Raw genomic sequence first — 11844 nt, 5'->3', positions numbered from 1 at the left:
TCCCACACCCTGGATGCCGGGCCGTCGGCTCGTTGCCCCGGTCCGACTGCCGTCCCCGTCCCCGTCCCCGTCTCCGTCCGAGTCCGCGGCCAAGTTACCCAATCGATCGAGCCGGAAGTGGCCCTGGGGAACGGGCCATTACGGCCGTAGCGTCAAGGTGTGACGACGACGAATCGCATCCTGCCGCCCGCCGGACCGCCCCGGATCCTCGCTCTCGCCCAACTCTCCAACTCCCTCGGTGACGGGGCCTATTACGTCACGTCCGCGCTCTACTTCACGCACGTCGTCGGCCTCGCCCCGGCGAGGATCGGCATTGGGCTGACCCTCGCCTGGGCGATCGGATCGGTCGTGGGCGTACCGCTCGGGCGGCTCGCCGACCGGCGGGGGCCGCGTGGGACGGCGGTGCTGCTCGCTCTGGCGACGAGTGCGGCCGTGGCGTCGTTCCTCGTCGTACGGTCCTTCTGGCCGTTCCTGCTGGCCGCGTGCCTGTACGCCGCCGCGCAGTCGGGACTCGCCGCCGCCCGGCAGGCGTTGCTGGCCGGGCTTGTCGCGCCGGCGGAGCGGACCGGTGTACTGGCGCATCTGCAGTCGACCCTGAACGCGGGGCTGGCCGTCGGTGCCGGGCTCGGCGGTCTCGCGCTGTGGTCCGGCACGAGGACCGCCTATCTCTCGGTGTTCGCGCTGGACGTGGTGAGCTTCCTGATCTGCGCGTTCGTGCTGCTGCGGCTTCCGGCAGTCGGGCCCGTGCCGTTCTCCGGCAAGGGGCCGGCGCTCGTCGTCCTGCGCGACCGTCCGTACCTGCTGGTCACCCTGCTCAACGCGGTGCTGCTGCTGCGGATGCCGCTGCTGAGCCTCGGGATACCGCTGTGGATCAGCGAGCGGACGGACGCGCCGGCCTGGCTCGTATCGGCGCTGTTCGTGCTCAACACGCTTGCTGTTGCCGGGTTTCAGGTGCGGGCGGCTCGTGGTGTCACCTCGCTGGGTACGGCGGTGCGTGCCGTACGGCACTCCGGGCTGATCATGCTCGCGGCGTGTGTGGTGTTCGCGCTGTCGGCTGCCGGAGTGCCCGTGTCGGTGGCGTCCGCGGTGCTCGTCGCCGGTGCGCTGCTGTACGTGGCCGGCGAGATGCTGCACTCCGCCGGGTCGTGGCAGATCAGCTTCGACCTCGCGCCGGCGGGGCGCACGGGCGAGTACCAGGGCTTCTTCGGTACGGGCGTGACGGTGGCCCGCACACTGGGTCCGCTGGTGCTGACCGCGATGCTGGTGACCTGGGGCGTGCCCGGATGGCTGGTGCTGGGCGGGCTGTTCGTCGGCGCGTCATACGCGATGGGGCCGGCGGTGCGGTGGGCCGAGTGGTCCCGGTCCAGTGAACTCGCCGACGTGGTCACGCCGCTTGGTGGGCGGTGAAGGTGACCTCTTCGCTGTCGTCGTCGCTTTATGTCATATGGGCCTGGCCGTGTTCGTCAGCGCATTCCGCGCGGGTGGTCACGGCGCGAGCAATCTGGGCCGCCTCGTGTATGCGCGTCTTGCGGAAGACCGTCAGAAGCACGATGCGGCGATCCGGCGCGAACCAGACGGTCCAGTGTTGAACCTCGCTCCTTCGGGTGGAGCCGATCGGTCGCGCTTGACCGAGATGTCCTCGGGAGCCGTGGGTTCTCACGGGGCTCTCATCCCGGCCTTAAGCCGCCTTCACGCCGCAACCATAGCTTTCGCGCCATGTTCTTCACCTACCTCAGGCGCGAGCTGCGCCGCCGCAGGAAGGCGGCGCTCGTCGTCGCCTCGGGGCTTGCTCTCGGAATCGCCCTGGTCATCGTCGTCAACTCGGTCTCGGCCGGGATGAGTCAGGCCCAGGGCAAAGTGCTGGAGTCGCTGTACGGGCTCGGCACCGACATGACCGTCACCAAGGCCGCCGCGCCGCCCGGGGAGGGGGAGACGGTCAGGCGGCCGCGGTTCGAGTTCGACGCGAAGGGCGAGGGCGACGACGCCGAGCAGAGCCAGGACATCGTCATGGTCCAGGGCTTCGAGACGCTCGCGTCGTCGACCGTCGCGCAGGTCGGCAAGCAGGACGGGGTCGCGGACGCCGTCGGCGGGCTGAACGTGCGGGTCATGAAGGTCAACGGACAGTTCAGGCGCGGCGAGTTCAAGCAGGACGAGCAGGAGCCCGGCCAGGGGCAGCGGGGCGGTGGTCCGGTCACCGGTGAGGTGCGAGGCGGCGGAGCCGACTTCGACGTGAACTCGTACTCCGTGTACGGGACGGACGTCGCCCATCGGGAGCTCGGTCCGCTGACCTCGTCGAAGATCACGTCCGGGCGTACGTTCGCCGCGTCGGAGACGGCCGCGAAGGTCGCCGTCGTCGACAGCGCGTACGCCAAGGAGCAGAAACTCTCGGTCGGTAAGGCGCTGACGATCTCCGGGACGAAGTTCGGCATCGTCGGGATCGCGACGGCGGACAGCGGGGACGCGGCCGCCAACGTCTATCTGCCGCTCGCGCAGGCGCAGACCCTGGCCGACGCGAAGGACAAGGTCACGACGGTCTATGTGAGGGCGACCGACTCGCAGCGGATCGAGAGTGTGAAGGAGGGCATTCAGAAGAACGTCTCCGGGACGACGGTGACGACGTCCGCCGATCTGGCGGAGACGGTGTCGGGGTCGCTGTCCACGGCCGCCGACCTGGCGTCGGGCGTGGGCAAGTGGCTGTCCATCGTGGTGCTGGCGGCGGCGTTCCTGGTGGGCGGGCTGCTGACGTCGTCGGCGGTGAGCCGGCGGGTTCGGGAGTTCGGCACGCTGAAGGCACTCGGCTGGAAGAGCCGCAGGGTCACCGGGCAGGTGGCGGGCGAGGCGCTCGTCAACGGACTGATCGGCGGGGCGCTGGGGATCGGGCTCGGACTGGCGGGCGCGTGGGCGATCACCGCGTTCAGTCCGACGCTGACGGCGCAGCTGGGCGGTGGTTCCGGTGGTGGCGGCCAGGGAATGGGCGGCCCGATGCTCGTCGGCGGTGGTGGCCCGGGCGGCCCCGTGCGGGAGTCCGCCTCCCGCGCCCTGGACATCGCACTCACCGCGCCGGTCTCCCTGACGACCATCGGCCTGGCCGTGGCGCTCGCGGTGACCGGCGGGCTCATCGCGGGGCTGTTCGGCGGGTGGCGGGCATCACGTCTGCGTCCGGCGGACGCGCTGCGGCGGGTCGAGTAGTCCCGCCCCTTCAATCACGTGCTTTCTACGCGCTTTGTACGCACTTTCGAAGCGCTTTCTACGTGCGGCTGGAGTTGGAACATGTATGAGCTGAGTGGGGTCAGCAAGCGGTACCGGCGCGGCAAGGGCACCGTGCAGGCCCTCGACGGGGTCGATCTGGTCATCGAGGACGGCGGACGGCTGGTCATCCAGGGGCCGACCGGTGGCGGCAAGTCCACGCTGCTGCAGATGCTCGGCGGCCTGGACCGGCCGAGCGAGGGGTCCGTCGTGCTGGACGGCGTGGACCTGGCCTCCTTGCCCGAGGCGCGGCTGACGCGCGTACGGGCCGAGAAGATCGGCTTCGTCTTCCAGAGCTTCAACCTGGTGCCGACGCTCACGGCTCAGGAGAACGTCGAGACCGCGCTCGTACCGCTCGGGCTGAAGGCGGCGGAGCGGCGGGAGCGGGCGGGCGAGGCGCTGGTGTCGGTGGGGCTCGGGGAGCGGCGAGGACATCTGCCCGGTGAGCTGTCCGGCGGGCAGCAGCAGCGGGTGGCGATCGCGCGGGCGCTGGTGAAGCGGCCGGCGGTGCTGCTCGCCGATGAGCCGACCGGCAACCTCGACGAGTCGATGCGTGACGAGATCATGGAGCTGCTGGAGGGGCTGTGGGAGGAGAACGGGCTGACGTTCGTGATGGTCACTCATGACTCGGCCCTGGCCCGGAGGTCGCCGCGGGTGGCGACGATCCGGAAGGGGCGGGTGACGATCCGGGAGCAGGCGGTGGGAACGGCGTAGCCCGTGGGTCGTAGCCCGTGGCTCGGGCAGGGTTCGGCGGCCGTGTGGGCCCGGCAGGGTGCGGTGGCCGTGTGGGCCGGGCAGGGTTCGGTGGCCGTGTGGGTCGGGCAGGGTGCGGTGGCCGTGTGGGCCGGGCAGGGTTCGGTGGCCGTGTGGGCCGGGCAGGTTCGGCGGCCCATGTGGGTCGGGCAGGTTCGGCGGCCCGTGGGACCCGTGGGACCCGTGGGGGCCGTGTGGCCCGCGCGGCTCGGTGCCGGCTGCGGCTCGTGGGGGACCGCGGACCGGCCCGGGCGGTGGGCCCGGTGCCGGGTGCGGGCCCGGCGCTACTTCACCGCGGTCAGCGTCGCGTAGACCACGACGTTGCCCTGCCAGCCCGTGCGTTTGGCGTAGCTGCCGCCGCAGGTGATCACCCGCAGTTCGGGCCGGCCGGAGCTGCCGTAGACCTTCTTGTCGGGGAACTTCTTCTTGGCGTAGACCTCCACCGCGGTGACGGTGAACACGGCCGTGCGCCGGTCCGCGCGGCTGATCTCGATCGTGTCGCCCTTGGTCAGGGCGCCGAGGTCGTGGAAGACGCCGGGGCCGGTGCGGGTGTCGACGTGCCCGGTGGTGACGGCTGTCCCCGCCGAGCCGGGAGCCGCGCCGTCGCCGTACCAGCCGGCGAGGCCGGGTTTGTCGGCGGGCGGGGGCCGCAGTGCCCCCGTCGCGTCGAGGCCCAGTCGTACCAGCGGGGCGTCCACGCCGATGGCGGCGGCACGCAGCCGGACCGGATCCGACGGGGGCAGCGGTCGCACGGCGGGGGGCCCGGGAACGGGACGTACGGAAGTGGGGAAGGCCTGCGCGGGCGAGGGCTGCGGCGGTCGCTCGTCGGATGCCGCGTTGGTCACCAGTGCGAGGCCCGCCATCAGTGCGCAGGCCAGCAGCTTGACCGAAGGGACGTACCTCGCCGAAGGGATGTACTTGGCCGAAGGGGCGCACTTGACCGAAGGGGCGTAAGGGGGTGGGGGAGCGCCGGTCCCGGGCCCGGTTTCCATCGCGGTAAGGGGCGCGGACGCGGGCTCAGGCCCGGGTGCCGCTCCGGCGGCGGCGCATCCTGACCACACCGCCGGCGGCGGCTCCGGCGAGCAGCGCACTGCCCACGGCGAGCTGCGTACTCGTGTCCGTGGGGTCCCCGAATCCGGCGTCGACCGCACCGCTCGGGTAGTCGTCGTCGGAGTCGTCGTCGGAGTCGTCGTCGGAGACCTCGTACGAGTCCGTGATCTTGGTCCGCGGCGGGCACTTGATGGTGACCGTGTCGCTGCCGGACGCCCCTACCGGGAGCTCGAACTCGCCGGTGAGCTCACCCTCACTGCCACCCGCGAAGAGGTGGAACGCCCCGCCCGCTTCGGACTCGCCCTTGCCGTAGGTCTCCTTGCCGCAGGCCGTGGTGGTGACGGTGACCGTGTCGCCCGGGGAGGCGTTCCTGGGGCGGATACTCAGGTCCGAGTCGTCGGCGACGGCAGTGGCCGGGACCGACAGACCAAGGGCTGCGACCATCAGCCCGATACCTACACCAACTCGTGTGCCGCGCATATGAATCCTCCAACGGAGCCGGAGCAGTGTCCGGTCTGACTGTCTGGTGCCAGTGCTGTTCCCGCGCTGTTCCCGTGCTGGGCTCTGCTCATGAGGCAACCGACAGCCCGTCAGGTCGGCAACCTGACGCATTGGCAGATCTTCACCCGGGCAGGCGCACCGGCCGCTCCGGCGTGATCGTTTATGCAGGTCACGGGAGCGGAGGCGGGCGCAGCGGAGGACCCGCCGGAAGGACTGCGAACGGGCTAGGTGTTCTGTCCCGGGAGCTTGTCCTGGGGCTTGTCCGGCGACCGGAGCGCCTCCCGGAGGTGGCCGTTCGACTGCTTGAGGCGGGACGTGGCCGTCGCGGCGCCGAGGTGGGAGAGGAGCATCAGGATCGCCGTCTTCACCTCGCCGTCGGCGGCGGTCAGGGCCGTCTCGATCTCGTCGTCGGCCGCACCCGTGGCCAGGGCGACGATGTGGCGGGAGCGGGCGTGGAGCTTCTCGTTCGAGGCGCGGACGTCGACCATGAGGTTTCCGTAGGTCTTGCCGAGACGGATCATCGTGATGGTCGAGATCATGTTGAGGACGAGCTTCTGGGCCGTGCCCGCCTTCAACCGGGTGGAACCGGTGAGGAGTTCGGGGCCGACCACGACCTCGATGCCGTGCTCCGCGGCCGCGGCCAGCGCGCTGTCCGCGTTGCAGGAGAGGCCGACCGTCAGGGCGCCCCGCGCCCGGGCGTGTTCGACCGCGCCGATCGCGTACGGGGTGCGGCCGGACGCGGAGATGCCGACCACGGTGTCGAGGGCGGTGAGGCCGAGCCCGTCCAGGTCGGCCGCGGCGAGCTCCTTGGAGTCCTCCGCGCCCTCGACGGCCGTCACCATCGCGGTGGGGCCGCCCGCGATCAGGCCGACGACCTCGTCGGGGGCCGTGTTGAAGGTGGGCGGGCACTCGCTCGCGTCCAGCACACCGAGCCGGCCGGCCGTGCCCGCGCCCGCGTAGACCAGACGGCCGCCGCGGGCCATCCGGTCGGCGGTCGCGTCGATCGCGGCGGCGATGGCCGGGAGCTGTGCCGCGACGGCGGCAGGAACGGTCCGGTCCTCCCCGTTCATGATGCGGGCGATGTCGGCGGTGGGGAGCTGATCGATGTCGGCGAGCTCGGGGCGGAACGCCTCGGTGGTGAGGCTCGCCAGTTGCGCACGCAGTTCGGTGGAGCGGGGGGTGGAAGTCATGGGGCGCGACTCTCTCGGTGTGTCTCGGTGTGTCTCGGTCTGTCTCGGTGGCTCTCGGCGTCTCTCGGTGGCTCTACGGCATCTGTCGGTGCTGTCGGTGGCTCTTCGGCGGGTTAGCGGGTGCGGGGGCTGTGGCGGTGCGCGAGGGCCTCGTACGAGGCGGCGAGGGCCGGCGCCGCCTTCTCGTACGTACGCTGCGCGACGCCGATGAACAGGCAGTCGACGACCAGCAGCTGGCTCGTGCGTGAGGACATGGCCGCCGGGCGCAGCTCGCTCTCGCGGGCGGTGGAGGTGGTGAGGATGTGGTCCGCGTACTGCGAGACCGGCCCGTCCGGGCGCCCGGTGATCGCGACGGTCGTCGCGCCGCGGTCGAAGGCGACGCGCAGGGGCTCGATGATGTCGCCGGTCGAGCCGGAGTGGCTGATCGCCACGGCGACGTCGCCGGAGCGGAGCTGCACGGCGTTGGTGACGGCGAGGTGCGGGTCGCTGTGGGCGTGGGCGATCAGGCCGATGCGCAGGAGCTTCTGCGCGAGGTCCTGGGAGACCAGACCGGACGCGCCCACGCCGTAGATGTCGATGCGGCGGGCGGCGGCGAGGGCGCTGACGGCGGCGGCGAGCTGGATGGTGTCCAGACCCGCCGCGGTGTCGGCGAGGGTCTGCTGCTCGTCGTACGCGAGCTTGGCGACGACATCGGCAATGGGGTCGTCGACCGCGATGTCGGCGGTGACGGCCGGGGCGCGGCCGGACTGCTGCTGTGCGGCGAGGCCGGCGAGCGCGAGGCGCAGATCGCGGTAGCCGGGGTAGCCGAGGAGCCGGGCGGTGCGGACCACGGTGGCCTCGCTGGTGCCGGTGAGCTCGGCGAGGCCGGTGACCGTGAGGGCCGCGCAGCCGGCCGGGTCGCCGGCGACGGCTTCGGCGACCCGCTGCATGGAGCGGGTCATGGACGGCGCGAGCGTACGCACCTTCGCCGCGAGCGCGGCGGGCGCGGGCGGGGCGCCGCCGCCGGTGCCCGGACCGGTGCCTCCTCCGCCACCCGTGGTGAAAGAATCCTTCAGGTCATTGGTCACCCTTGAAAGATATTTTCGCCTTCCTTGAACGGTCAACCCCCTTTGTCCCGTGGGCCTGCTGACCCGCGGGTCGGCCGACCGGTGGACCTGCCGGCCTGTGGACCGGCGGTCGCCGGGGTGACAATGACTGCATGGAAGTCAACCCACTGGAGCAGGCGCTGCATGCCGCCCGCGCCCTCGTGCTCGCGGACCTCGCCGCCCGCGACGTCGCCCATGCCGAGGTCGTCTCGCTCGTCGAGGAAGCGGTCGTGGAGCGCCGTTGGTGGGTCGAGCAGTGGCCCGAGGGCGCCGAGTACGTGGCCGGGCTGATCGCCCAGGACGTGCAGGACGCCCTGCTGGAGCAGTACGGGCGGTGGCCGATCTGCCCGGTCTGCACCTCGGGCGAGCCCCATGCCCTCGACGTGGAGCCGGAGTTGGGTCCCGACCCGCACTGGGTCTGCGGGAAGGCGGGTGTGGTGGTCGCCCCGGTCGGCGGACTCTCGTGACGGTCTACATCGACCCGCCGAACTGGCCGGGACACGGCCGTATGTGGTCCCACCTGGTCAGCGATGTGTCGTTCGAAGAGCTGCACGCCTTCGCCGCGTCCATCGGCTGCCCGCCGCGCGCCTTCGAGCGCGACCACTACGACGTCCCCTCGGAACGTTACGAGGACGCGGTGCGCGCGGGTGCGGTGGAGATCGGGTCCAAGGAGCTCGTACGGCGGCTCACCGAGGCGGGGCTGCGCCGGCCGAAGCACCGGCAGGCGTAAGGGGGTTGGCCGCGGGGGGATGCGCGAGGTGGGTGTTCGTCGGGGGCGGCTCGTGGTGGGTGTCCGCGAGGGATGCCCGTGGTGGGTGTCCGCGGGGATGCCCCTGGTGGGTGGCGTGTCCGCCTGCTGCCCACTCAGGCCGTGAGGTCCCGCAGCTCCGCCGACACGTTGCGGCGGGCCGCGGCCTCCCATGCGCGCTCGCCGTAGGGGGTACGGAAGAGGCGCGGCAGGCCGAGAAGGTGGCGCAGCACGTCGGCACGGCCCGCGCGGAACGCGTCGTCCGGGACGAAGGCGTACTCCTCGCGGACCGCGGCGGCGTAGGCGGCGTACGCGTCCGGCGCCGACGCGAGGATCGCGAGGTCCGCGTCGCACAGGACCATGCCGTTGCTGTCGCCCTCCTGCACGGTGTGGGTCTTGGTGAGGCGGACCAGACGGGCGACCTCGTTCGTACGGGCCTCGTCGATGTCCAGCTCGGGCAGGGCGCGCTCGGCGAGCCGGGCGGAGCGCTCCTCGTTGGTGGACCGCTCCGGGAGATAGACCGCGTCGTGGAACCAGGCGGCCAGGCGTACGAGGTCGGCGTCGTCCGCGTACTCCGCGAGCGTGTCGATGTGGCCGAGGACGGCGACCAGGTGATCGGTGGTGTGGTAGCGCCGCTGGGGCTCGGCCCAGCGGGCGAGCAGGTTGTCGCAGTAGCGGTTCGGGGACGGCCTGCACTCGTCCGTGTCGCGGGCCACGAGCACGGCGGAGACCCAGCGGCGGCGCAGGTCGTCGTGGGCGGGGTGCGGGGGCAGGGCGGGCATGGGGCCATTGTGCCGTGGCCGACGTCGTGCCGGGGGCGGGTCGGGGGCGGGTGGGGGACGCACCGGGACCGACCGTTGCGGCCGCCCGGCCGCGGCGGTTTGCTGGCGGGCATGACCGACATCCGTGATCCCGAACTTCCCGGACTTCTGCTCCGCACCGAACGCGATGCGCTCATTCCGCTGTTGCGCGCCCGGCCCGACGAGGACTTCGCGCTGCGGACCGCGTGCCCCGGCTGGACCGTAAGGGATGTGCTCGCGCACTGCTCCGCCGCGCTGATGCGGGTGGTGGAAGGGCGGTTCGAGGAAGGGGTGTTCAGCCCTGAGTCGAACGACCGGGACATCGCCGAGCGTGCCGACTGGTCCAACAGAGCCGTCGTCGACGAGCTGGAGCGCGGGATGACCGGGGCGGGGCCGGTCATCGCGGCCGCCGGGCACGGGCTGCTGGACGGGATCGCGCTCGGCGAGTGGGTGCACGCCGGGGACGTACGGGAGGCGCTCGGTGAGCCCGGTGCGTACGAGGGGGACGGGCTGGCGCACGCCCTCGCCCTGCTGGCCGGGCTGACCCGGGCCCGGAAGACGCAGCCGCTGCTGGCCCGGCTGGACGGCCATGGCGCACCGCTCGTCCTGGGTGCGGACAGCCCGGACCCGGCGACGTACACGGGGTCCGCGGCCACGCTGATCCGGCTGCTGGCGGGGCGGCCGCTGACGGAGACGCGGTACGAGCTGACGGGCGCGAAGGAGCGGGACCTGGTCTTCTTCGACTGATGCGCTGCTTCCGCCGCTGCTTCGGCCGCTGCTTCCGTCGCTGCTTCCGTCGGCGTGCTGGCGTAAGAGGCATACCGGGCGATAATGGATAGCGCCTGTGCGTCATCCCGATGTGCGGAGGCTGACACCATGAACGCATTGCTGATGGTCCAGAGCGGTCCGACCGCCGATCTGGCCGCCACGCCGCTGGCCGCGATCGGCCCGCTGACCTTCGGAGTCATCCTCATCGTCCTCCTGGGGGGCGCCATGTGGTGGGACGGGAGGCGGCGGGCCCGGCTGCGTACGCCGCGCCCCGAGGACCAGCCGAAGACACCCGACCACCGTGAGCACATCGAAGAGGTCCGGGAGGAGGACGAAGGCACCTTCCCCGACGACGGCGGGCGGCTTCTTCCGTACAACTTGAACACCCATTCGTCGCACAGCACCGGCAAGGGCCCCGAAGATCGGCCGAAGCACGGCAGGCGCGGCGGCGGGGCCTTCGGGAGCGGCAGCCTGGGCGGCTGATCGGCCATCGGGTCGAGGAGCCCTGCCGCGGTGAGCGGCAGGGCCGCCGCGTTGTAGGCGCACGCCCGGAACGGGTTCGAGCGGATCGCCGGCCCGGCTGCGCCGCGCGGCGATATCCGGTGCCAGAGGGGCGGCAGGCCTCGGCGGAGGGGCGGCGGAAGGTCGGCGGAAGGGCGGCGGAAGGTCGGATGCGGAGCCGGGTGCACGGTCGGAGGGTGCGGACTAGGCTGGGTCCGTTATTGGACTAGACCTATTCACCTGAAGATCTATTGGCGGAGGATGGCCATGAGCAACCGTGCACTCCTGGAGGTGATCGCCCTCGACGCGCAGGACGCGGTCGCCGCCCAGGCCGGAGGAGCGGACCGCCTTGAGCTGGTCAGCGACATTGCGGCGGACGGGCTCACCCCGACCCGGGAGACCTTCGCCCGGATCCGTGCGGCCGTGGACATCCCGCTCCGGGTGATGCTGAGGCTCGCGGACGGGTTCGTGTCCGGCGATGTCGAGGCGTTGGTGCGGGCGGCGCGGGGGCTGCGGGCCGAGGGGGCGGAGGAGTTCGTCCTGGGCTTCCTCGACACGCACGGCAACCCCGATCTTGTGACGGTCGAGCGGCTCGTAGCGGAGCTGGAGGGCTGCCGCTGGACCTTCCACCGGGCGATCGACCGCGCGGCGGACCGCGAAGCCCTGCGCAAGCAGCTCGCGGACGTCCCCGGCCTGGACACGTACCTCACCGCGGGCTCGGCGGCCGGCGTCGACGACGGGCTGCCGGTGCTGCTCGCGGAGGCGGCGCGGCGGGGTGACCCGGGCTACGAGGCCCAGATCCTCGTCGGCGGCGGCCTCCGCCTCGACCACCTCCCCGCCCTGCGGGCGGCGGGCCTGGACGCCTTCCACATCGGCGGTGCGGCGCGGCCGCGGGGGTGGGAGGCGCCGGTGGACGCGGGCGCGGTACGGGAGTGGCGCGAGGCGCTTGACGGCTAGCCCCGCCGAGGGGGGTGGGGCGGGGGCCCCTCCGGGCCCAGGCGGGGTGACGGTGTTGCCCGGTGCCGCGGGCGCGGCCGGTGTGTCCGTCCTCAAACTCCCCCCTACGCCCTGCGGCGTGGGGGGGACCCCCAGACGGGCTTGGTGTGGCTGCTGCCGGTGGGTGGTCGCGGTATGCCCCCGGCGGGGGCGGTGACGGTGTTGCCCGGTGCCGTTGGCGCGGCCGGTGTGTCCGTCCTCAAACG

General features: G+C 72.3%; 13 protein-coding genes. 8 read left to right on the top strand and 5 right to left on the bottom strand.

The window, feature by feature from the left end:
• Window positions 1–159 precede the first annotated feature (159 nt).
• The 3 genes from ACWGI8_RS09705 to ACWGI8_RS09695 all read left to right on the top strand — a co-directional run bounded on the left by ACWGI8_RS09705 (window position 160) and on the right by ACWGI8_RS09695 (window position 3960).
• Window positions 160–1407 carry an MFS transporter gene (locus tag ACWGI8_RS09705; protein WP_453659586.1) on the top strand — a complete coding sequence of 416 codons (1248 nt, stop codon included), beginning with the start codon at window positions 160–162 and terminating at the stop codon, window positions 1405–1407.
• A 309-nt stretch (window positions 1408–1716) separates the two neighbouring features.
• A complete protein-coding gene (locus ACWGI8_RS09700; RefSeq protein ID WP_453659585.1) occupies window positions 1717–3189 on the top strand; it encodes an ABC transporter permease in 1473 nt (490 codons plus the stop codon).
• A gap of 81 nt (window positions 3190–3270) precedes the next feature.
• Window positions 3271–3960: an ABC transporter ATP-binding protein gene (locus tag ACWGI8_RS09695; RefSeq protein WP_453659584.1), complete on the top strand. Its 690-nt coding sequence runs from the start codon at window positions 3271–3273 to the stop codon at window positions 3958–3960.
• 323 nt (window positions 3961–4283) lie between these two features.
• Here ACWGI8_RS09695 and ACWGI8_RS09690 read toward each other — a convergent pair whose 3' ends face one another.
• The 4 genes from ACWGI8_RS09690 to ACWGI8_RS09675 all read right to left on the bottom strand — a co-directional run bounded on the left by ACWGI8_RS09690 (window position 4284) and on the right by ACWGI8_RS09675 (window position 7807).
• The gene (locus ACWGI8_RS09690) at window positions 4284–4862 is read right to left on the bottom strand and encodes a class F sortase (protein WP_453659589.1); all 579 of its coding nucleotides are present in this window, start codon (window positions 4860–4862) and stop codon (window positions 4284–4286) included.
• A 154-nt stretch (window positions 4863–5016) separates the two neighbouring features.
• Window positions 5017–5493 carry a sortase gene (locus tag ACWGI8_RS09685; protein WP_453659583.1) on the bottom strand — a complete coding sequence of 159 codons (477 nt, stop codon included), beginning with the start codon at window positions 5491–5493 and terminating at the stop codon, window positions 5017–5019.
• A 281-nt stretch (window positions 5494–5774) separates the two neighbouring features.
• Complete coding sequence (gene murQ / locus ACWGI8_RS09680) at window positions 5775–6740, bottom strand: N-acetylmuramic acid 6-phosphate etherase (RefSeq protein WP_453659582.1); 966 nt, start codon at window positions 6738–6740, stop codon at window positions 5775–5777.
• 113 nt (window positions 6741–6853) lie between these two features.
• Window positions 6854–7807: a MurR/RpiR family transcriptional regulator gene (locus tag ACWGI8_RS09675; protein ID WP_453659581.1), complete on the bottom strand. Its 954-nt coding sequence runs from the start codon at window positions 7805–7807 to the stop codon at window positions 6854–6856.
• Between the two features lie 131 nt (window positions 7808–7938).
• Between ACWGI8_RS09675 and ACWGI8_RS09670 the strand changes: the two genes are divergently transcribed.
• Both ACWGI8_RS09670 and ACWGI8_RS09665 read left to right on the top strand, forming a co-directional pair.
• Window positions 7939–8292, top strand: a complete 354-nt coding sequence (locus ACWGI8_RS09670) for a hypothetical protein (protein WP_453659580.1) — start codon at window positions 7939–7941, stop codon at window positions 8290–8292.
• The gene (locus ACWGI8_RS09665; RefSeq protein ID WP_453659579.1) at window positions 8289–8555 is read left to right on the top strand and encodes a DUF4031 domain-containing protein; all 267 of its coding nucleotides are present in this window, start codon (window positions 8289–8291) and stop codon (window positions 8553–8555) included. The genes ACWGI8_RS09670 and ACWGI8_RS09665 overlap by 4 nt, the downstream gene beginning before the upstream one ends.
• Window positions 8556–8689: 134 nt before the next feature.
• On the opposite strand, the gene ACWGI8_RS09660 is transcribed toward ACWGI8_RS09665, so the two are convergent.
• The gene (locus ACWGI8_RS09660) at window positions 8690–9355 is read right to left on the bottom strand and encodes an HD domain-containing protein (protein ID WP_453659578.1); all 666 of its coding nucleotides are present in this window, start codon (window positions 9353–9355) and stop codon (window positions 8690–8692) included.
• 111 nt (window positions 9356–9466) lie between these two features.
• Here ACWGI8_RS09660 and ACWGI8_RS09655 point away from each other — a divergent pair, with 111 nt between their 5' ends.
• The 3 genes from ACWGI8_RS09655 (at window position 9467) to ACWGI8_RS09645 (ending at window position 11599) form a co-directional block, all read left to right on the top strand.
• Window positions 9467–10120, top strand: a complete 654-nt coding sequence (locus tag ACWGI8_RS09655) for a maleylpyruvate isomerase family mycothiol-dependent enzyme (RefSeq protein ID WP_453659577.1) — start codon at window positions 9467–9469, stop codon at window positions 10118–10120.
• A gap of 129 nt (window positions 10121–10249) precedes the next feature.
• Window positions 10250–10624, top strand: a complete 375-nt coding sequence (locus ACWGI8_RS09650) for a DUF6479 family protein (RefSeq protein WP_453659576.1) — start codon at window positions 10250–10252, stop codon at window positions 10622–10624.
• Between the two features lie 285 nt (window positions 10625–10909).
• Entirely contained in the window at window positions 10910–11599 is a 690-nt protein-coding gene (locus ACWGI8_RS09645) for a copper homeostasis protein CutC (protein ID WP_453659575.1), read from the top strand.
• Window positions 11600–11844 lie beyond the last annotated feature (245 nt).

This window comes from Streptomyces sp. NPDC054841, from assembly GCF_053611045.1.
This window is presented reverse-complemented; position numbering and strand designations above follow the sequence as displayed.